The organism is Rhizobium sp. YTUHZ044 (genome assembly GCF_051123975.1).
In the GTDB taxonomy this organism is placed as follows: Bacteria; Pseudomonadota; Alphaproteobacteria; order Rhizobiales; family Rhizobiaceae; genus Rhizobium.
Genome location: NZ_CP101426.1, coordinates 2,366,083 through 2,386,202, shown reverse-complemented (window position 1 = coordinate 2,386,202; position 20,120 = coordinate 2,366,083). Strand labels below are relative to the sequence as shown.

Genomic DNA, 20,120 nt, shown 5'->3' with positions numbered 1-20,120 from the left:
TCTGCAGCCACGTTAGGCGAACTCGTTGTGTCGACCAATCCCTTTCGGTGCCAGCGAAGGCGGCGGTGCAAATATCGCGACCGTCACCGAGCTGAAATCTCAATCGATTTCAGCTAGTTGAATTTTACAACCGACACTTCAGCTTGCGTTATTTAATTATCTTCTAATAAAACTTTACGCTCCAGTAATTGAGGTGGTTCACAATGAAAGCGGTCTCATATCCAAGAATCGCCGGGAACCCTCATGCGTAACGTCAAGATTTCCACCCGTCTTTACTGCCTCGTCGGCTTCACGCTTGCCGTGCTTGCGGCGACGATGGTCTTCTTTCTGAACTTTTCCTATTCCGAGCTGGAAGCGGAGCGGAAGGCGGGGCTGGAGAAGATGGAGGCCACGGCGCTCGGCATCTTCGACAAATATTACAAGATGGAACAGGCGGGCACGATGACCCGCGAGCAGGCGCAGGCGGCCGCCAAGGACGTGATCGGCGCCATGCGCTACGGCGCCGACGGCTATTTCTGGATCAACGACATGCGCCCCGCCATGGTGATGCACCCGATCAAACCGCAACTGAACGGCACCGATATCTCCCAGATGAAGGACCCGACCGGCAAGTTCCTGTTCGTCGAGTTCGTCAACAAGGTGAAGAAGGACGGCAAGGGCTTCGTTGATTATTACTGGCCGAAGCCGGGCGCCGATGAGCCGGTGCTGAAATATTCCTATGTCGCCGGTTTCGAACCCTGGGGCTGGATCGTCGGCACCGGCGTCTATGCCGATGACCTGGCGGCGCTCTATCGCCAAAATGCGATCTGGGCGGCAGTGCTCTGCCTGCTTGGTGCGGCCGCCACCATTGCGATCGCCTATGCCATCGTCCGCAGTGTAACGGCGCCGATTGCCCGGCTGAAGACGGCGATGAACGCGATTGCTGCCGAGGAAGCATCCGTCGAGATCGCCGGCAGCGAGTGCCGCGACGAGGTGGGACAAATGGCCAAAGTGCTGCTGGTGCTGCGTGACTCCGTCGACGAACGCAGGGCGCTACGCGGCCGCGAAGACGAGCGGCAGCGGCAGATCGAGGACGAGCGCCGCGGCAACGAAGCGAGCCTGCGCTCGGCTTCCGAGCGGCAAAACCGCGCCATGCAGGCGCTCGGCGTCGGCCTGGAGAAGCTTGCAAGCGGCGACCTCACCGTTGCAATCGGCGACATCGGTGAGGACTACGCCAAGCTCAGGAATGATTTCAACGCGGCCGTCGATGCGCTGAACGGCGTCATTCACGCGATTTCCGAATCAAGCCGGGTAGTCAACGACAGCGCATCCGACATCAGTGAGGCGACCGGTAACCTGTCGAAGCGCACCGAGCAGCAGGCGGCCGCACTCGAAGAAACGGCGGCAGCGCTCGACGAAATCACCGCGACGGTCAAGACCGCGTCCGAGCGGGCGAACGAGGCGCGCGAGATGGTGGCCGAAACCAAGGCGAGCGCCGGCCGCTCCGGCGACATCGTCCGCAACGCCGTGACCGCGATGGGCCGGATCGAGGAATCCTCCAGCCGCATTAACCAGATCATCTCTGTCATCGACGAGATCGCCTTCCAGACGAATCTGCTGGCGCTGAACGCCGGCGTCGAGGCTGCGCGGGCCGGCGAGGCTGGCCGCGGCTTCGCTGTCGTCGCCCAGGAAGTGCGCGAACTTGCGCAGCGTTCCGCCAATGCGGCCAAGGAGATCAAGGAACTGATCAGCCGCTCGGCTGCGGAAGTCGAAGGCGGGGTTGCGCTGGTGCGCTCGACAGGTGACGCGCTGCTGGAGATCGAGGCACTGGTCAACCAGGTGAACGACCATGTCGCCTCGATCGCGACGGCGGCGCGCGAGCAGTCTACGGGCCTCAACGAGATCAACAGCTCCGTCAATCACATGGACCAGATGACGCAGCAGAACGCTGCGATGGTCGAGGAGACGACGGCGGCCAGCCGCACGCTCGCCGACGAAAGCACGCAGCTGAAGACGCTGCTTTCGAATTTCCGCCTGCGCGAGGCGGGGCGGCGGGCCGAGACCCGATACACACGGGCAGCGTGAGAAACAGCAGAAATCAAAGGCCGGGCGACCGGCCTTTTTCATTTCCACCGCCTTCAGATTGTGCCGGTAAGTTTTCATTCACCGTTTTTAATTAAAATTGGACCGAGTTTTTTCGGTCACTCTGCGGCCGGCCCATGGAAGCGATAAGAGTATGGCGTTTGTTTCCTTTCCGCGGCGAGCCTTCCTGCCCGTTCTGCTCTCGGCGGCGCTGACCACTTGTTCGATCAGCGACGGGCTGGTGCCACCGGCCAATGTCGACAACGGCACCCGGGTCAGTTCGATTTCACCGTCTCGCGGTGCAGCGCGTATGGCGCCCGCCATGCGTATGGCGCGGGCGGAGCGCCTTGCGCCTGCGGAAACTCAAGCCTCATATCCCGTTTCCGGCGGGCCGGTCGGCAGCAGCCAGGGCTCGGTCGATTATCTCGATACGCCGAACCTTGCCGGCACCGGGCACGCGGCGCAGGCGCCGCGGACGCTGACGGCGCCGGAATCCCAGAGCCGAAAGCTGCCGATGATCGACAGCGATGAGGCGCTGGCGGCAGGCCAGCCGAACGGCAACTGGGGCGGCACGCAGAACCTTGCTGTCCCGTCCGGCGGTGTCAACATGGACGAGGAGCTCGGGGCCGAACCGGTCGTCGGGCTGGCGCAGGAACAACAGCAGCAGATCGCCGAGGGCAACGCCAGCGAACCTGTCGTCGACGGCATCGGCACCGACAACCCGGCTCAGATCAATCAGCCAGTGCGCCGGCCGGCGCCGCGGGCAATGCCGCAGCCGGCAGCCCAGGCTGAGATGAGCCGAGCCCCCGCCTGGAATGACGGCAGCCCTGTCTTGGAACCGACCCGCGTTCCCGAAGAGGACGAGAGCGAAGAAGTTGCGATGCTCCGGCCGAACAACCCGATGATGAGCCAGCCCGCAGCGCCGGTCGACCCGAGCGTCATGCCGGCTTCCGAGCTCGCCTGCCGGCGCGAATTGAAGCGTATGGGTGTGCTTTTCGACGAGAAGCCGCCGATCTCGCAGGGAGCAGCCTGCCAGGTGCCCTATCCGGTGTCGTTGAAGGGGCTTTCCGGCAATATCGGCGTGAAGCCGGCCGTGACGCTGAACTGCCAGGTGACGCTTGCCTTCGCCAAGTGGGTGAAGAACGAGCTGGCGCCGTCGGCCCGCTACCGCTACTGGAGCGGCATCAGGACGATCCAGCCGCTCGGCGGCTATTCCTGCCGCCGCATGAACAACAGCCGGCAGAGATATAATCCGATGTCAGAACACGCCCGCGGCAATGCCATCGACGTCGGCAAGTTCGTGCTGAAGAACGGCCACGCGATCGACGTGCGTAAGAAGGGCCTGTTCTCCTATCGCGAGGGCCGGCTCTTGAAGGCGGTGCGCAGCGACAGCTGCCGCTATTTCAATACGGTGCTCGGACCGGGCAGCAACCCGGAACACTGGAACCACTTCCATTTCGATCTGCGCTCCCGCAAGAGCGGCAAGGTCTATTGCGACTAGGCGAGGGCGCGGCTGCAGCCGCGGCAATTCGGCCCTGCCCCAAGAAAAGGGTTCATCCCGGCCGCCGGACGCGCTATGGACCGGCGAGGCGGATTGCTATTGGAAAGTCTGATCCATGAGCTATGAATTCCATGTCGGCCAGAAGGTCGTCTGCATCAATGATACCTTCAAGCATGTCAGCATCGACCAGCTCATCCGCAAGGGCGAGATCTATACGATCCGCTGGGTCGGCGAATATACCCATTATGTCGATGGCACCTTCATCGGCGTGAAGCTTGCGGAAATCCATCGCGGCAATGATGACGGACCGGAGGGCTATGGTGCCGCCGATATGCCCTATCGCGCGACGCGCTTCCGGCCGCTGATGAAGGACAAGATCGCATCACTGCGCAAGCTTTTGGCGCCGACACCGGATGCGCCGGCGGAGCCGAAAGAAAAGACCAGAAAGAAAGAGAAGGTCTGAGCGCGGTTGTGTCAGCCCGTCTTCAGGGCTGAGTGACAGCCCGGTTTGCCTGCTGAGCTCGAGAACGCCATCGCGCGCTCAATCTTTGCTGTTCCCCTGGATGGTCAGACTCAAGGATTTTACTGAGCTCAGGCAAAGCCAGCTCCGTTTCGCATTTGATTTCGGCGGCGCTAAACCATTTCAGCTTGGTGTGTTCGTCGTCAATCGGTCGCGGGCAGCCTCGCCACCGATCGATGCGATAGATATGGAACCTGGCGGATGTGGCGGATTGGCCTTGCCATCCGAACTTTGTCACAAATTGGCCGCCGGGAAGGCTCCAACGATCCGGATGCTGCCTGCGCCCGGGACTTCGCCTTGCGAGGAGAACGCTTCCATTCTCGATGAGGGCGCCCATCGCGATCTCAGGCATGTCGTCTTCTCCTTTATGTCGGCAAATGCCGGCGAGCCCGCGCTTTTTCCCGGCCGTCTCCCCGTGAGAGGATGGCGGCCGGGTCGGCTGTTCCGGCCTAACCAAATTTCTCAGTCGCATCGGCGTTACCCTGTACCCAATAGCCGGATGCCTTGATCCAGGCGAGTGGGTAGCCCCGCTCCAGCAGATGGGCGCGAATGGTACGTGTCGTCGGGCTTCCGCCGCGGTCCGGTGGTGTTGTGGCGATGCTGATGGTCGCCCCGAGTAAGTACGCGGCAAAACTTGCATGGCCCGCCTTTTCGCGGGACAAGGCTCGAATGAGCATTCCCAAAATACATCCCTTTGCCTTCGATCCGACCTACGGCATGCGGCTTCAGGAGCTTCTTGCAGTCGAGCCGCCGGAGGAGCCCGACGGCTTCGACTCATTCTGGGAGGCGCGGTACCGGAGGGCGCTGACGGTCGATCCGCGGCCGATGCTTTCGCGCAGCCCGCTCAGCCATCCGGATTGGCATGTGCTCGATCTCGTCTATCGCTCGACCGGTGATTTCAGGATCGGCGGCTGGCTGCTGCTGCCGCGTGAGGGGCAGGTGAAGCGCGGCCTCGTCGTCGGGCATGGTTACGGCGGGCGGGATCAGCCTGATTTCGATCTGCCGGTCAGAGAAACGGCGCTGATCTTTCCCTGCTGCCGTGGATTGTCGCTGAGCAGCCATCCGCCGATCTCTCAGAATCCGTCCTGGCATGTGTTGCACGATATCGACAATCGGGACTCCTATATCATCGGCGGCTGCGTCGAGGATATCTGGCTTGCCGTCTCCACACTTGTCGCGTTCTATCCTTGGCTCTTTGGCCATATCGGCTATAGCGGCATCAGCTTCGGCGGCGGCGTCGGGGCAATGGCGATCGCTTATGACGGGCGCATCGACCGCGGCCATCTGGCGCTGCCGAGCTTCGGCCACCAGCCGCTGCGGCTGAAGCTGCCGAGCGTCGGCAGCGCGCAAGGGGTGCAGGAATATCAGACGGATCATCAAAACGTGCTGGAGACGCTGCGCTTCTACGATGCGGCGACGGCGGCGCGGCGGATCGATGTGCCGATGCTGACGGCAGTGGCGCTTTTCGATCCCGCCGTCGCGCCGCCCTGCCAGTTCGCTGTCGCAAATGCGATACGGAAATATAATGAAATCTTCATCCTGGACGCCGGTCATTTCGATTACCCTGGAAGCGCAGAGCAAGAGGCGGTTCTCCGCGATAAGATCGGACAGTTCTTCAGGGTGACATGAACCGCGAATATCTCAGCTGGTATAGTCGGCGCCTGCATCGGGAGATGGAGATCTTGGTGTTCGGCCATGCCGGCGCCAAGGTGCTGGTGTTTCCGACGCGGGAAGGACGCTTCTTCGAATATGAACAGCTCGGCTTGGTCGGAAGCCTTGCCGATAAGCTCTCCGCCGGCCATCTCCAGCTCTACTGCATCGAGGGACTGGCGGCCGACAGCCTCTACGGCTTCCACCATCATCCGGCCGAGCGCATCCGCCGGCATGCGGCGCTGGAGGATTATATCCTCCACGAGGTGCTGCCGCTGATGGCGGCGAAAAACCCGCATGATTGCACCGTCGTGCATGGATGTAGCCTCGGCGCCTTCCAGGCGGCGAGCCTTGTCTTCCGCCACCCGCATCTCTTCCGTAAGCTCGTCGCCTTTCTGGGCGCTACGACCTGACGATGAAGGTGGACGTGTTCGGCGACCTGTTTGACGGCTACTACGACGACAGCATCTATTTCCACACGCCGACGCATTTTCTGCCCGGCCTCGGCGCCGACTGGCGGCTCGAGCGGCTGCGCGAGATCGAGATCGTGCTGACCATCGGCGATGCCGATCCCTTCCTCGACAACAACCGCTATCTCAGCCGGCTGCTCGGCGAGAAGAACATCCGCCATCAACTGCATGTTTGGGACGGCCGCGCCCACCGCGCCGGCGCCTGGCGAAAGATGGCGCCACTCTACATCTGACCCCTGTGAGCCCGTCCGCTTTTTCGCTCTGCCGGTCGCGGGAGATGTCAGCCGCGGTCCTCCCATGAATTGATCATGGGGATGCCGGCGGCTTCAAAGGGGCCGGTGTCGCGTGTGGCCACCATGAGGCCGTGTGCGGCGGCTGTGGCGGCGATGTAGCCGTCGGCCTTGCCGTTTGCTTTGCCTGCGGGCTTGGCTTACGCCATCAGGGCGGCATAGGCTTGTGCGGCGCCGAGGTCGAAGGGCAGCACGCGCCCCTCGAACAACGGCAGCACGTCGCCCTCCAGCCGGTCATGCAGAGTGGTGCGGCGCTTGCCGGCGGGCATGGCCGCAATGCCGAAACGCAGCTCAGCGACTGTGACGGCCGAGAGATAGAGGGTTTCGATAGCTTGGGCGTCTATCCACGCCAGCACACGCGGATCGGGCGTGAGCTTCCATGGTTCCGAAATCATGTTGGTATCGATGAGGATCATTCAAACCTCATCGGATCTGCCGGCGTCTTGTCGCGCAACTGGTCGAACAGTTCCGCCTCGGCATCGGTCAGCTCCGCTTCGCGAGCGATGGATGCCAGCAACGAACCGAGCTTCACCCGCTCGGGGGGGCGGACGGCCGTCTCAAGAATGTCTCGAATTTCCGCCTCGGTGCTGCGGCCATGCGTGGCCGCCCGAATACGAAGCGCGCAAAGTCTCGCAGCTGAAACCTACGCCGATCCCTCAAATTTCGTTTGCAGGGCGTACCGCTACGGTGAAATCTGGCCTCGCTGGCGGATGGGCAGCAGGATATGGACCTCGACGCCGCTCCTGTTTTCCCGGGAGCGGATCAAACTTGGGCCTCGCTTCGGCGGGGCTTTTTTCTTGGCTGGGCGGGGGAATATTCCCGCCCAGTGCTAGATTTAGCCTTTCCGGCGTGATGCAACGGGCGTATTCAGCCAATGTGTGGTTCACATCCACGCTCCCCGCGCGGCAGATCTCCGATCGGCTTCCTTCCCGCTTGCCTGTCGCGTCATTCGGATTTTTCATTGGCAGCTTCATGACAACGGCAGAGACGAGCGAGAACGGGCAAGAGGTGGCAACTGGCCGTCAGGCGAAGATCGTGGCTCTGGTCGTTGCCGTTTCCTTCTTCATGCAGATCCTCGACGGCACCATCGTCGCCACCTCGCTGCCGCAGATGGCGGCAAGCTTCGGCGTGCAGCCGGTGTCGATGAGCATCGGCATCACCGTCTACATGCTGACGATGGCGGCCTTCATTCCATTGTCAGGCTGGCTCGGTGACCGCTTCGGCGCGCGCCGCGTCTTCCTGGTGTCGATCGGCGTCTTCACCGGCGCTTCGCTGTTCTGCGGGCTCTCCGGCAGCCTCACGGAATTCGTGCTGTGGCGTGCGCTGCAGGGGGCGGGCAGCGCGCTGATGACGCCGGTCGGTCGCATCATCGTGCTGAAAAACGCCCGCAAGTCTGAACTCGTGCAGGCAATCGCGCTGATCACCTGGCCGGCGCTGACGGCGCCCGTGGTCGGGCCCGTACTCGGCGGCTTCATCACCACCTATGCCAGTTGGCATTGGAATTTCCTGATCAACATCCCGATCGGCATCATCGGTATGGGGCTGGTGCTGCGCTTCGTGCCCGAACAGCGCGAGGCCAATCCCGGCCGGCTGGATATTCTCGGCTTTATCCTGAGCGCGGCCGGACTGACCCTGTTGCTCGCGGCCTTGGAGCTTTCGGTCAAATGGGAAGGCGGGCTTTGGCCCGTCATCTCATTGCTGGCGGCGGGCATGATGCTCTCTGTCATGGCGACGCGGCATTTCCTCGCCGTCGACAATCCGCTGCTCGACCTCTCGGCCTTCCGCGTCCAGACCTTCTCGATGTCGACGCTTTCGGCGGGCACGGCATGCCGGACGGCGATCAATGCGACGCCTTTCCTGCTGCCCCTTCTGTTCCAGCTTGGCTTCGGGCTGAGCTCGATTGCCGCCGGCACCTATCTGCTCGTCTATTTTCTCGGCAATTTCAGCATGAAGGCGGTGACGACGCCGCTCTTACGCTTCTTCGGCTTCCGCACCGTGCTCGGGCTCAATGGGCTGATCGCGGCCCTTTCGATCGTTGCCTGCGGTTTCCTGACGCCTGACACGCCGCCGTTTTTCATGCATGCGCTGCTCTTCCTCGCCGGCCTGTCGCGGTCGATGGAGTTCACGGCGCTGAACACGCTCGCCTTTGCCGACATCGGCCCGGCGCAGCGAAGCTCGGCCTCGACGCTGTCGAGCATGCTGCAGCAGATGTCGATGCTGCTCGGCGTTGCGGTGGCCGCCGCCGTGCTCAACATTTCCTCTGCTCTCAGGGGTGCGGCCAATCCCGTCTTGGCCGATTTCCGCTGGGCCTTCGTCGTGATTGGCGCGATCGGCATCGTCTCGTCGCTGCGTTTCCTGCAATTGCCGAAGGAGGCTGGCGCCGAAGTCTCCGGCCACCGGAAATTCCAGAAGAGCTAACCACCTGCGACATGAGCGAGGGATCAGCGATGTTTACCTCAGGCGGTCAATGCAATACGACAGTGCCCATGCCGACGACTCGGACCCTTGCGGCCGTCGTTGCTTAGAGAGAACGCCGGGAGACCGAATGAGCAATTCTAGCGGCGATGCGGATGGCCTGATCCACATCCTCTATATCGACGACGACGAAGGGCTCGCCCTCCTGATGCAGAAGAACCTTGCGCGGCGCGGCTTTTCGGTCGAGTGGGCGCAGAATGGTGCTGCCGGCCTTGCGCGGATCGCCGAGGGCAGCATCGACGCCGTCGTGCTCGATCATCTCCTGAGCGGCGAGACCGGACTCGACATTCTGCCCTGCATCACGTCCGTGCCGGATCATCCGCCGGTCATTTATGCAACGGGGTCGGATGACACCAGCATCGCGGTCGCGGCGCTGAAGGCGGGCGCCGATGACTACATGCTGAAGGGGATTTCGGCCGATTATTTCGACCTGCTCGCCGCCGCCCTCGAACAGGCGCTGGAGCGGGCGCGCTTCCGCCGCGAGACGGCGCAGGCGCAGGAGGTGATCCGCCAGCAGCGCGACCATGCCGAGTTGCTGCTTGCCGAAGTCAATCACCGCATCGCCAACAGCCTCGGCCTGGTCGGCGCGCTGATCCGCATGCAATCTTCCATGACCAGGGACCAGGTGGCGATCGACGCGCTGCACGAGACGCAGATGCGCATCAACGCCATCGCCAGCGTGCATCGCCGGCTCTACACCAACCGGCAGGTCGGCTCGGTGCAGGTGGATGAATATCTGAACAGCCTGCTGACCGAACTCGAAGCTTCGATGCGCGACGACAAGCGGCCGCACCGTATCGTGCTGACCGCAAAACCGGTCAATCTGGCGACTGACAAGGTGATCACGCTCGGGTTGATCGTCAGTGAACTCGTCACCAATGCTTTCAAATATGCCTATCCCGAGAGCGTCTCGGGCGAGATCCGCGTTTTTGTCGACCAGACGGACGGAGAATTGCACGTCATCGTCGAGGATGATGGAGCGGGGTTCGATCCAGAGGGCTCAGCCAGGGGAACGGGGCTCGGAACACGCATTTTGACGGCGATGGCCGCGAGCTTGAAATCGGATTTCGCTTACGACCCCAGGCATGAAGGGACGAGGGCGATGCTAGTGTTCTCGTTGCATGAGGAGAAGTAGGTAGAGGTGGAAGGTCACGATAAAGGGTGTGCCCGCGGCCCCCTCATCCGCCTGCCGGCACCTTCTCCCCGAGGGGAGAAGAGATTCGCGGCAACGTCTCGACTCCCTCTTCTACCCAACGGGAGAAGGTGCCCCCTTGTCCTATTTTTACAAGAGCTTGCCGGCATAACATCATGAACCTAACGCGACGGGAGGAAAGCATGACAACGATCCGCACACCTCGCGAAGTCTACGATTTCTGGTTCGTTCGATGCGGCCGCGAGCTATGGTTTCGCCCGCCGCCGGAACTCGATGTCGAGATCCGTGATATATTCCGCGATACGCATCTGGCGCTTGCCGCAGGCGTCGGCGACGAATGGCGGGCCGATCCGATGAGCCGGCTGGCGGCCGTCATCGTGCTCGATCAGTTTCCCCGCAACATCTATCGCGGCACTGGGCTTGCCGTTGCTACCGACGGGCTGGCGCTTCGGGAAGCCAAGCTTGCGCTTGCGGCCGGCGCCGACCAGGCGGTGGAACATGCATGCCGGACCTTCTTCTATCTGCCCTTCGAACATGCCGAGAATCTCGATGAGCAGGCGCGTTCGGTGGCACTGTTCACCGCGCTTGGCGACGAGGAATATCTCGATTATGCGATCCGCCACCATGAGATAATCGCCGCCTACGGGCGCTTTCCTCACCGCAATGCCATGCTCGGGCGGGAATCGACGGCAGCAGAACTCGACTATCTCTCCAAGCCTGGCGCGGGGTTCTGAGCTGTTTGGACGAACGTGCGCGGCATGGAACAGGCTCGGTGCAGGGCGCTTTAGGCATCTCCCGCCTTTCTGTCGCCTTTCTTTGCGATGAAAAGCGAGCATTCAATTTCGATGACAACCTTTCCGGAGGCCTTTTTGCGGCTGAGATCCATCCTGCTTCGCACCATTCTTCTCATGACGCTGGCGCTCGCCGGTGCGCATTTTGAGAGCGCAGCAGCCTTCGCGCAGGAACCGCAGCCGCAGGCGGCAGCAGAGACGCCGCCTGTCGATACTCCTTCCGCCCAGGCGGCGAAGGAGATCGAGAAGGCGAAGGTCCAGCTTGGTTCGCTGCAGGACAGCGTCAAGGAGAACGCCGATAATGACGATGCGCTGGTCGGGCTTGCGACCAAAGCCGACGAACTCAGCCGCGCCGTCATCACCATATCGGTCAACCTGAGGCCGCGTTTCGACCAGATCAAGAACCGGTTGACCGAGATCGGCGAGCCGCCGAAGGATGGGCAGCCGCCCGAGGCGCAGATCGTCACCGACGAGCGTAACGCGCTTGCCGCCGAGCGCGCGCAGATCAATGCGGTGACCGGTGACGCCGAAAACCTGTCGATCGCGGTGACGAAGCTCATGAACGAGATCATCGAGATGCGGCGGCAGCTTTTCGCCGATACGCTTTTCAGGCGCACCGAAATCTCGGTTTCCGTCCTTGACGATGCTGCGACTGCCTTCGTACGGGAGACTGGCGAATTTGCCACGGCGCTGTCGAGCTGGGCCACCTTCGTCTGGAAGTTCAAGCGCTTCCCGCTGTTCGCGGCGATCTTCCTGTCGCTCGCTTCGGCGCTCATTCTGCTTTCCGGCAGCTACCGACTGTTCGGCTCTTATCTGCGCCGGGACGAGGCGGTCGAGAACCCTTCTTATATCGGCCGGCTGTCGATCGCCTTCTGGTCGACGCTGATCCGCACGCTGGCGCTGGCGGTGCTGCTCGTCACCTCCTTCTTCTTCCTCAACAGTTTCAACGTGCTGCGGCCGGATATCGCGCCGGTCATCGGCGCGCTGTTCGGAACAATCGGACTCGTCTATTTTGTCGGTCGCTTCATCAATGCCATCTTTGCGCCGCACGAACCGCGCTGGCGGCTCGTCAAGCTTTCCAACCTCGGCGCGCGCTCAATCGGTTATTGCCTGCTGGCGATGGCAGTCATCAACGGGCTCGACTATCTCTTCAGCAGCATCGGCGAAGCGATGGGCTCACCGCTGGTGCTGACGGTCGTCAGAAGTCTGATCGCCGCGCTCATCATCGGCATCATCCTGATCGCGGTCTCCTTCGGCAAGCCGATGTTGGCGAGAAGCGGCGATCCCGACGCGCCTGGCAGACATTGGCCGCGCGGCATGGCGATCATCCTGCGCGTCGTCGGTGCCGCTTTGATCGTTACGGCACTTGCCGGCTACGTCGGACTTGCCCGCTTCGTCGCCACGCAGCTCATCATCACCGGCGCAGTCGTCGCAACCATGTATGTCGGCCTGCTCTCCGGCAAGGCGATCTCGCGGCAGGAAAGCTTCGGCGACACCTTCTTCGCGCGCTTCCTGGCGCGGCGCTTCAACCTCGGGCCGGTGGCGATAGACCAGGTCGGCCTGCTCGTCGGCCTTGCCATGTATGCGGTGGCGCTGCTCGTCGGCATTCCGCTGATCCTGCTGCTCTGGGGCTTCCATGTACAGGATCTGCAGCTTATCGCCTTCCGGCTGTTCACTGAGGTCAAGCTCGGCGGCATCAGCATCTCGCTGCTCGGAATCTGCACCGGCGTCCTGCTCTTTGCCGGCGTCTACCTGCTGACGCGCTGGCTGCAGCGCTGGCTCGACGGCAATGTCATGGCGCGAAGCCATGTCGATCTCGGCGTGCGAAATTCGGTCAAGACAGGCATCGGTTATCTCGGCGTCGGCATTGCCGCGATCATCGGCGTTTCCGCCGCCGGCATCGATCTGTCGAGCTTCGCGCTTGTCGCCTCGGCGCTTTCGGTCGGTATCGGTTTCGGCCTGCAGAACATCGTCTCCAACTTCGTCTCCGGCCTGATCCTGCTGGTCGAGCGGCCGTTCAAGGTCGGCGATCACGTCGTCTCCGGTACGGCCGAAGGTATCGTCAAGCGGATCTCGGTGCGGGCCACCGAGATCGAGACTTTCCGCAAGCAGGCGATCATCGTGCCGAATTCGGAACTGATCAACGGCCTCGTCGGCAATTGGACGCATCGCAACAAGATCGGCCGTTCGGAAATCCCGGTCTCCGTCAGCTACGACGCCGATCCGCAGATGGTGATGGATATTCTCTTGGAGTTGACCGCGAAGATTCCGCTCGTCATGCGCAATCCCGAGCCGCATGTCGAATTCCTGCGCTTCGGCCCCTATTCGCTCGATTTCGAGCTTCGCTTCTTCCTCGCCGACATGGGCGACGGCCTGACGGTGCGCAACAATCTCAGGATCGAGATCCTCAAGCGCTTCAAGGCGGAAGGCATAGAAATCCCGCTGCCACAGAGCAACCTTACCATCCATCGGGAGGCTGCCCCCGTCTTTCCCAATGCGGTTAAGGAGCATGCTGGCGGCGATGAGAATTCCAAGGATAGACCGGTGGAGGAAGAAGAGCGGCCGGTACGCCAACTGCGCGGGCGGGCAGCGGAGAGCTGAACAGCTTATTCAGCCATCATTCACAGGTCTATGTGCATGATCCCTTCCATCGGGATCGCTGCCGAGGGCAGCACCGATCTTTCGAGGGGAGGGCGCGTCAGCGCCGCCGCATATGATGGCAAGATTTGCCGCCGTTCTGCTTGTCCCGCTGCTTGCCGCGCCGGCGGTCAATGCGGCATCCATCACCAACACCGATCCAGCCGCCGTGGTGCTCATCATCACCGAGGGCGGCCAGCGCGTCGAAGTCGTGGTCGATGCCGGCGCTTCCGAAAGCCTCTGCTCCTCCGGCTGCTTCATGACGACACCCGACGGCGACCGGATCGGGCTCGATGGCGGCGAGACGATCGACATTATCAAAGGCTCGGCGGTCGTCAAATAGGGTTGCGGACCTGTCAGGCTGGACGGCTCAGATAATGCGCTTGCCCTCCGCATCCAGGACCTTCTCGCCGTCTTCCTTGGTGAAGGCACCCTTGTGCGTCTCCGGCAGGATTTCCAGGACCACCTCGGAAGGCCGCGACAGGCGTGTGCCAAGCGGTGTGATGACGAAGGGCCGGTTGATCAGGATCGGCTCCGCCAGCATAGCGTCGAGAAGCTGATCGTCGGTCAGATCAGGATTGTCGAGGCCGAGTTCGGCATAGAGCGTATCTTTGTCGCGAAGGGCCTGGCGCACGGTGAGGCCGGCATCGGCGATCATTCTTGCCAGTTCCTCACGCGATGGCGGGTTCCTCACATAGTCGATGATATCAGGTTCGATACCGGCGTTGCGGATGATCGCCAGCGTATTGCGCGACGTGCCGCACGCGGGATTGTGGTAGATGGTGACATTCATAGTTTTGCCTCTGACGATAGCGTTGACGAAGCGCCAGGCTGTAACAGCCAGCTGAACAGGAGAAGGGCTGCGACAGCACCGGATATTTCGGCGATCCAGAATCCGGGAAGATCGATTGGGCGGATGCCGGAGAAAGTGTCTGTCAGCGAGCGGGCCAAGGCGACGGCCGGATTGGCGAAGGAGGTCGAGGCGGTGAACCAATAGGCGGCGGTGATGTAGAGGCCGACCAGCCACGGCACCGCCTTCTGCTCGAACCTGATGCCGGCAAGGATGATGGCGACCAGACCGAAGGTCGCGACACCTTCAGAAAACCATTGCGCGTCGCCGGTGCGCACCTTGCTCGACAACTCGACGATCGGCAGGGCGAACATTAGATGAGCGATGACGGTTCCGACAATGCCGCCGACGATCTGCGCGGCGACATATCCAGAGAGATCGCGTTTCGCCAGCGTGCGCGACATGGCAAAGACGAGCGAGACGGCCGGATTGAAATGGGCGCCGGAGATGGGTCCGAAAACGGTGATCAGCACCACCAGCATGGCGCCGGTCGCCAGCGTGTTGCCGAGCAGGGCAAGTCCCGTATCCGCGGTCAGCGATGCCGCCATGATGCCGGATCCGACGACGGTTGCGACCAGCATGGCGGTGCCGAGGGCCTCTGCGACCAGCCGGCGCGGTAAATCGAACGACGCCATCAGCCGGCGCCCGCCGGTTTAGCGGTCGTGCCTTCCATCGCGCCGATCTGGCGCAGATGCTGCTCCAGCGCCAGCTTGTCGATCGACGACAAGGGCAGGCTGAGGAAGGCCATGATCCGGTTCTTGAGGAAGCGGGCGGCCTGCGCGAAGGCACGGCCCTTCTCGACCTCGCTGCCCTCGACGGCGGCCGGATCCTCGACGCCCCAGTGAGCGGTCATCGGATGGCCGATCCAGACAGGGCAGGCTTCACCGTGGGCGGTGTCGCAGACGGTGAAGATGAAATCCATCTCCGGTGCTTCAGGTTTGGCAAATTCGTCCCAGCTCTTCGAGCGAAAGCCGGCCGAGGGATAACCGAGCGCCGCAAGCTCCTTCAGCGCCAGAGGATTGACCTCGCCCCTCGGCTGGCTGCCGGCGGAATAGGCCTTGAATCGGCCCTTGCCCTCGGTCTTCAGAATGGATTCAGCCAAGATCGAGCGGGAAGAATTGGCGGTGCAGAGAAAGAGCACATTGTAAACGCGGTCTGTGGTCACTGCAGTTCCTCCTTGTTTGCAGGTGCGCAGCATGCGGCGACAGTGGCAGCGGGCGCGCAGATCTCGGCGTTTGCGCCGCAGCAATCCTCCATTAGGAAGCGGATCAGGGCACCGAGCGCTTCGTAATTGGCCGTGTAGATGATCGAGCGGGATTCGCGCTGTTGGCCAATAAGGCCGGCTCGTTCCAGCTCCTTCAAATGGAAGGAGATGTTGGACGGGGAAACCTCCGCCTTATCGGCGATGGCGCCTGCCGCCATTCCATCAGGACCCGATACGACAAGCATGCGAATGATGTGGAGGCGCGTTTCCTGCGAAAGCGCGCCAAATGCGGCCAGGGCTTGACGTTGATCCATATTTCAATAATCCTTGAATCATTGAAACGATGATTAGCGCAAATGAACGCCATCGACAACAGTAGAATTCAGGAGACCGATATCGATCTCGGTATGCTGCTCAGCGTGCTTGCCGGCGCCAGGGACTCTTCCCTGTTTTTTACCATGACGGCCGGCCGGTGAAGCCGGGCTATCATATCACCGAGGTCAAGGCGGGCCAGTTTTCGGCCCGCGAATTGCTGCACAAGATCGAGGCGCGCTCGCTGGGTTTGCCGTCTGTGTCTGATTAATGCCTGCGTATCTAGGCGACAAACGCGGAGAGATCGAATGATCCGGACGCCCGCTACCAGGCGTCAACATGATAGAAGCGGCATGCGCTACGTTCATCCAGGCTGCAATGATCAAGCTCATGACACGAAGGCTGGTCCGCTATCCCGCTTTCTCGATCAGACTCTTAATCATATCCGCAAAGAAATCGCAGGCGCACCATTGCGCCGCGTGTTCATTTCGCAGCGGCAGATGCTGATTAATAATTATTCAAATCAATTGATGTATCGAATTGGCTCGGGGACAGAATTTACATCAAAGGTTTGCTTATGGCGTTTCTAGGTATTTCGGGGATGCAATATTCCGGGGAAATGTTTGCCGGTGCGCGGATTATTGTCGCGGAAGATTCCAACGTATTCACCTCCATGATCAGCAAGCGCCTGAAGGAGCTGTTCGACATCGATGTCGAGATCTGCCGCAGCTTCGAGGATCTGCAGTTTTCCTACGACAAGTCTTCCGACCCGATCACGCTGGCGATCTCGAACATCAACCTGCCCGGCGCCGAAAACGGCGAGGCGCTGGAATATCTGGTCGATCTCTCCATACCGACCATCGTGTTTACCGGCACCTTCCATGAAGGCATGCGCGACAAACTGATCGCCAAGGACATTGTCGACTATATCCTCAAAGACAATATTTTCGCCGTCGACCTTCTGGCGGAGTCGATCTGCCGGTTTCTGACCAATCATCGCCATCACGTGCTGATCGTCGACGACAGCGCGACGGCGCGCGCCCTGCTGTCGAGCCGGCTGAAGCGCTATAATTTCCGAGTGAGCACCGCCGAAAACGGCGCCAAGGCGCTGGAGATCCTGAAGGCCAGTCGCGATATCGGCCTGATGATCACCGACTACAATATGCCCGATATAGACGGCTTTGAACTGACGCGGCGCATCCGGGCTCATATCGGCTCGCACGAATTGCGCATCATCGGTGTTTCCTCGTCCTCGAACCGGCTGCTTTCGGCGCGGTTTCTGAAGGCCGGCGGCAATGATTTCATGCTGCGTCCCTTCATCGACGAGGAGTTCTACTGCCGCGTCAACCAGAATCTCGACACGCTGCTGCAGATTCAGTCCATGCGCAAGGAGCGGGCGGTTGCCTGACGGCCCTTCCAGGATCTGGATCGCGAGGAAGCCGGGGGCGATCGGCGCTGCCGGGCGCTGGATTTTTGCAATTACAGGTAACCAGGATATTTGTCCCCTTCACGCGGATGAGCCTCTCGGTTATCGTCCGCCGCGCCGGGGGAAGGGCCGAGTCGAGCCCATAAGGCGCAAGGGGGAATAGGGGCTGTGGCTTTTCAGGCGGATTTTCAGCGAGATGGCATCGGGCTGCGTTCCGGCGGGCTAAAGATACTTCTGGTTGAAGATTCTCGAATGTTTTCCGCCGTGCTTTGCCATCGGTTCCAAACGGAACTTGGCCTTGCTGTCAAATCCTGCTCGTCGCTGAAGGCGCTTCGCAGGGAACTTGCCGAAGACGGTCACGGCTACACCATGGCGGTCGTCGATCTGAACCTGCCGGATTCGCCCTATGGCGAGGCGCTCGACTGCACGATCGAGCACGATATTCCAGCAATCGTCTTCACCGCCACGTTCGATCTCAATACGCGCAACAGGATCATGGAGCGCAATGTCATCGATTACGTGCTGAAGGACAATGAGTTCGCGCTCGACAATCTGGTCGCCACCGTCCGCCGTGCGATCTCCAACCGCAAGACGCGGGTGCTCGTCGTCGACGATGTCGTCTCGGTACGCCAGGTTCTCGTCGATCTCCTGAAGGCACAGCAATATCTGGTCGTCGAGGCAAGCTCGGGGCTCGAGGCGCTGGCGGCGCTCGAAGCCTATAGCGATATCGAACTCGTCGTCACCGATCATCACATGCCGGATATGAGCGGCTACGAGCTGACGCGGCGCATCCGCCATCGCTTCGGTTCGGACCGGTTGCGCGTCATCGGCGTCTCCTCCTCCAACGATCGCATGCTGTCCGCGAGTTTCCTCAAAGCCGGCGCCAGCGATTTCGTCTACCGGCCCTTCGTGGCCGAGGAGCTGCAATGCCGCATCGCAAACAATGCGGAAACACTGGCGCAGATGCGCCAGTTGAGGGCCGCTGCGGCCTGCGACTATCTGACCGGCCTCTATAACCGCCGCTATTTCTATGACAATGGCCCGAAGCTGGTGAACGAGTGCTTGCGGTTGAAAGTGCCGAGCTCGGTCGCCATCCTCGATATTGACCACTTCAAGCGGCTGAACGACACATACGGCCACGAGATCGGCGACAAGGTGCTGAAAGCAGTTGCAAACAGGCTGTTCACGATCTTCGACGGCAGCGACAACCTGTTGTCGCGCCTCGGCGGCGAGGAGTTCGCCATCCTCTTTCCGCAGATGGACTCGGCCGCCGCCACCAAGCTCTGCGACGAGATCCGCTCGGATATTTCGCGGCTGAAGGTAACGGCCGACGACGAGGAACTCGGCGTCACCATCTCGATCGGCATCGCCGAAATCGGCAGCTATGAAACCTTCGAGAATTATCTCAACGCCGCCGACCAGTTCCTCTATATGGCCAAGCATCGCGGCCGTAACCAGGTCTATTCCGACGCCAGGATGACGGAAGAGGTGGCGCAGTAGGACTGCTTGCGGTAATTAGCCTCTCGCCACCGTCCGGTTTGCGCCAATGGCAGCCCCTCACCCTAACCCTCTCCCCGGTTAAACGGGGCGAGGGGGCATGCCAAATGCAGCGTTGAGGCTGAGGAAGCCGGTGCGGCGTATCCCCTTCGCCCCGCAAGCGGGGAGAAGGGGCCGGCAGGCGGATGAGGGGCCGACACGGCCCTATCACTCGGCGACCTTCCGATGCCTCAAGCCGCAACAGCCTGTCTTGCCGTCGCCATGGTCATCTTGCGCTCGGCGCGTTCCTGCTGCGGTGAGCGGTGGTAGAGTTCGCGATAACACTTGGAGAAATGCGAGGCCGAGACGAAGCCGCAGGCGACGGCGACCTCGACGACGGGCATCGAGGACTGGACCAGCAGGTGGCGCGCGCGGTCAAGGCGAATTTCCAGATAGTAGCGGGCCGGCGAACGGCCCATCTCCTGGCGGAACAGCCGTTCGATCTGGCGTCGGGAGAGGCCGGCGCCATCGGCGATCTCGATCAGCGACAGCGGCTCGGCGAGATTGCCTTCCATCAGCTCGATGATCGACAGAACCTTGGCGTTCTGCACGCCAAGACGGGCGCGCAGCGGCAGGCGCTGGCGGTCGTGCGGGTTGCGCACGCGGTCGGTCAGGTGCTGCTCGCAGATGCGGTTGACGAGGCTTTCGCCGAAATCCTCGCCAATCAGGTTCAGCATCATGTCGAGCGAGGCGGTGCCGCCGGCGCAGGTATAGAGATTGCCGTCGACCTCGTAGAGGTCGGCATAGACCTCCGCCTGCGGAAAGGCTTCGGAAAAGCCTGGCAGGTTCTCCCAATGGATGGCGCAGCGTTTGCCGTTCAGGAGGCCGGCCTGAGCCAGCACATGCGCGCCCGTACAGAGGCTGCCGACGGCGACGCCGCGATTGTAGCATTCGCGCAGCCAGGCATAGACGGATTTATTGTTGAATTCCTCGATATCGATGCCGGAACAGACGAGCACCATGCCGGGACGGTTTTCGCCGCCCAGATGCCGGCGTTCCTCGGCGAGCGAGGAATTTGCCTCGATGCCGATGCCGCAGGAGGAATAGACCTTCTCTCCGTCGACCGAGGCGAGCCGCCAGGTATAGGCCTGATAGCCGAGCATGCGGTTGGCGATGCGCAAGGTGTCCACCGCTGCCGAAAAGGGCAGCATGGTGAATTGCGGTACCATAAAGAAGACCAGTGAGCGCTTCTTGATCTGCATCCTGTTCATAGCGAAATCCATGCTCGAGGGGCGATGACATAT

The 20,120-nt window shown here is 61.5% G+C and carries 19 protein-coding genes and 4 pseudogenes; 14 read left to right on the top strand and 9 right to left on the bottom strand.

All coding sequences use genetic code 11. From position 1 onward, the window contains the following. Nucleotides 1–243: 243 nt before the first annotated feature. The 3 genes from NL154_RS11910 to NL154_RS11900 all read left to right on the top strand — a co-directional run bounded on the left by NL154_RS11910 (nucleotide 244) and on the right by NL154_RS11900 (nucleotide 4,025). Nucleotides 244–2,064 (top strand): methyl-accepting chemotaxis protein, encoded by a 1,821-nt coding sequence (locus NL154_RS11910; RefSeq protein WP_210630933.1) that lies wholly within the window; start codon nucleotides 244–246, stop codon nucleotides 2,062–2,064. A 151-nt stretch (nucleotides 2,065–2,215) separates the two neighbouring features. Continuing rightward, a complete protein-coding gene (locus NL154_RS11905) occupies nucleotides 2,216–3,562 on the top strand; it encodes an extensin-like domain-containing protein (RefSeq protein WP_434732712.1) in 1,347 nt (448 codons plus the stop codon). A gap of 115 nt (nucleotides 3,563–3,677) precedes the next feature. Further along, on the top strand, nucleotides 3,678–4,025 hold the full coding sequence (locus NL154_RS11900; protein ID WP_210630935.1) for a CAP-Gly domain protein: 348 nt from the start codon (nucleotides 3,678–3,680) through the stop codon (nucleotides 4,023–4,025). A gap of 22 nt (nucleotides 4,026–4,047) precedes the next feature. Here NL154_RS11900 and NL154_RS11895 read toward each other — a convergent pair whose 3' ends face one another. Together NL154_RS11895 and NL154_RS11890 are read right to left on the bottom strand one after the other, a co-directional pair. Further along, a complete protein-coding gene (locus NL154_RS11895; protein WP_434732711.1) occupies nucleotides 4,048–4,434 on the bottom strand; it encodes an NUDIX hydrolase in 387 nt (128 codons plus the stop codon). Between the two features lie 97 nt (nucleotides 4,435–4,531). Next, nucleotides 4,532–4,642: pseudogene (locus NL154_RS11890) on the bottom strand (siderophore-interacting protein); the annotation flags it as partial. 109 nt (nucleotides 4,643–4,751) lie between these two features. Between NL154_RS11890 and NL154_RS11885 the strand changes: the two are divergent. Together NL154_RS11885 and NL154_RS11880 are read left to right on the top strand one after the other, a co-directional pair. Then, nucleotides 4,752–5,711 (top strand): acetylxylan esterase, encoded by a 960-nt coding sequence (locus NL154_RS11885; RefSeq protein WP_434732710.1) that lies wholly within the window; start codon nucleotides 4,752–4,754, stop codon nucleotides 5,709–5,711. Continuing rightward, a pseudogene (locus NL154_RS11880) lies at nucleotides 5,708–6,435 on the top strand (esterase family protein). The gene NL154_RS11885 and the pseudogene NL154_RS11880 overlap by 4 nt, the downstream one beginning before the upstream one ends. Before the next feature lie 47 nt (nucleotides 6,436–6,482). Here the strand turns inward: NL154_RS11880 and NL154_RS11875 are convergent. Together NL154_RS11875 and NL154_RS11870 are read right to left on the bottom strand one after the other, a co-directional pair. Next, nucleotides 6,483–6,908, bottom strand: a pseudogene (locus NL154_RS11875) (type II toxin-antitoxin system VapC family toxin). Beyond that, complete coding sequence (locus tag NL154_RS11870; RefSeq protein WP_434734089.1) at nucleotides 6,905–7,105, bottom strand: FitA-like ribbon-helix-helix domain-containing protein; 201 nt, start codon at nucleotides 7,103–7,105, stop codon at nucleotides 6,905–6,907. The pseudogene NL154_RS11875 and the gene NL154_RS11870 overlap by 4 nt, the downstream one beginning before the upstream one ends. 359 nt (nucleotides 7,106–7,464) lie before the next feature. Here NL154_RS11870 and NL154_RS11865 point away from each other — a divergent pair, with 359 nt between their 5' ends. From NL154_RS11865 to NL154_RS11845, 5 genes are all read left to right on the top strand, one after another. After that, nucleotides 7,465–8,910, top strand: coding sequence for an MFS transporter (locus NL154_RS11865; protein WP_221145315.1), 1,446 nt, complete (start codon nucleotides 7,465–7,467; stop codon nucleotides 8,908–8,910). A 127-nt stretch (nucleotides 8,911–9,037) separates the two neighbouring features. After that, the gene (locus tag NL154_RS11860; RefSeq protein ID WP_210630939.1) at nucleotides 9,038–10,102 is read left to right on the top strand and encodes a sensor histidine kinase; all 1,065 of its coding nucleotides are present in this window, start codon (nucleotides 9,038–9,040) and stop codon (nucleotides 10,100–10,102) included. A 200-nt stretch (nucleotides 10,103–10,302) separates the two neighbouring features. Next, nucleotides 10,303–10,854 carry a DUF924 family protein gene (locus NL154_RS11855; protein WP_210630940.1) on the top strand — a complete coding sequence of 184 codons (552 nt, stop codon included), beginning with the start codon at nucleotides 10,303–10,305 and terminating at the stop codon, nucleotides 10,852–10,854. 135 nt (nucleotides 10,855–10,989) lie between these two features. Beyond that, a complete protein-coding gene (locus NL154_RS11850) occupies nucleotides 10,990–13,512 on the top strand; it encodes a mechanosensitive ion channel domain-containing protein (protein ID WP_434732709.1) in 2,523 nt (840 codons plus the stop codon). Between the two features lie 112 nt (nucleotides 13,513–13,624). After that, entirely contained in the window at nucleotides 13,625–13,891 is a 267-nt protein-coding gene (locus NL154_RS11845; RefSeq protein WP_210630942.1) for a hypothetical protein, read from the top strand. 27 nt (nucleotides 13,892–13,918) lie between these two features. Here NL154_RS11845 and arsC read toward each other — a convergent pair whose 3' ends face one another. From arsC to NL154_RS11825, 4 genes are read right to left on the bottom strand one after another with little or no spacing between them, the layout of a single operon-like run. After that, entirely contained in the window at nucleotides 13,919–14,341 is a 423-nt protein-coding gene (gene arsC / locus NL154_RS11840; RefSeq protein WP_210630943.1) for an arsenate reductase (glutaredoxin), read from the bottom strand. Further along, nucleotides 14,338–15,033: an MIP/aquaporin family protein gene (locus NL154_RS11835; RefSeq protein WP_434732708.1), complete on the bottom strand. Its 696-nt coding sequence runs from the start codon at nucleotides 15,031–15,033 to the stop codon at nucleotides 14,338–14,340. The genes arsC and NL154_RS11835 overlap by 4 nt, the downstream gene beginning before the upstream one ends. Then, a complete protein-coding gene (locus NL154_RS11830; protein ID WP_434732707.1) occupies nucleotides 15,033–15,563 on the bottom strand; it encodes an arsenate reductase ArsC in 531 nt (176 codons plus the stop codon). The genes NL154_RS11835 and NL154_RS11830 overlap by 1 nt, the downstream gene beginning before the upstream one ends. Next, on the bottom strand, nucleotides 15,560–15,916 hold the full coding sequence (locus NL154_RS11825) for an ArsR/SmtB family transcription factor (protein WP_434732706.1): 357 nt from the start codon (nucleotides 15,914–15,916) through the stop codon (nucleotides 15,560–15,562). The genes NL154_RS11830 and NL154_RS11825 overlap by 4 nt, the downstream gene beginning before the upstream one ends. Before the next feature lie 42 nt (nucleotides 15,917–15,958). Between NL154_RS11825 and NL154_RS11820 the strand changes: the two are divergent. The 4 genes and pseudogenes from NL154_RS11820 to NL154_RS11805 all read left to right on the top strand — a co-directional run. Beyond that, a pseudogene (locus tag NL154_RS11820) lies at nucleotides 15,959–16,125 on the top strand (DUF6428 family protein); the annotation flags it as partial. A gap of 97 nt (nucleotides 16,126–16,222) precedes the next feature. After that, the gene (locus NL154_RS11815; RefSeq protein ID WP_221164209.1) at nucleotides 16,223–16,504 is read left to right on the top strand and encodes a hypothetical protein; all 282 of its coding nucleotides are present in this window, start codon (nucleotides 16,223–16,225) and stop codon (nucleotides 16,502–16,504) included. Beyond that, nucleotides 16,492–17,322, top strand: a complete 831-nt coding sequence (locus tag NL154_RS11810; RefSeq protein ID WP_210630948.1) for a response regulator — start codon at nucleotides 16,492–16,494, stop codon at nucleotides 17,320–17,322. The genes NL154_RS11815 and NL154_RS11810 overlap by 13 nt, the downstream gene beginning before the upstream one ends. Nucleotides 17,323–17,508: 186 nt before the next feature. Further along, the gene (locus NL154_RS11805) at nucleotides 17,509–18,840 is read left to right on the top strand and encodes a diguanylate cyclase (protein ID WP_210630949.1); all 1,332 of its coding nucleotides are present in this window, start codon (nucleotides 17,509–17,511) and stop codon (nucleotides 18,838–18,840) included. 227 nt (nucleotides 18,841–19,067) lie between these two features. Here NL154_RS11805 and NL154_RS11800 read toward each other — a convergent pair whose 3' ends face one another. Beyond that, entirely contained in the window at nucleotides 19,068–20,087 is a 1,020-nt protein-coding gene (locus NL154_RS11800) for a GlxA family transcriptional regulator (protein WP_434732705.1), read from the bottom strand. Nucleotides 20,088–20,120: the final 33 nt, after the last annotated feature.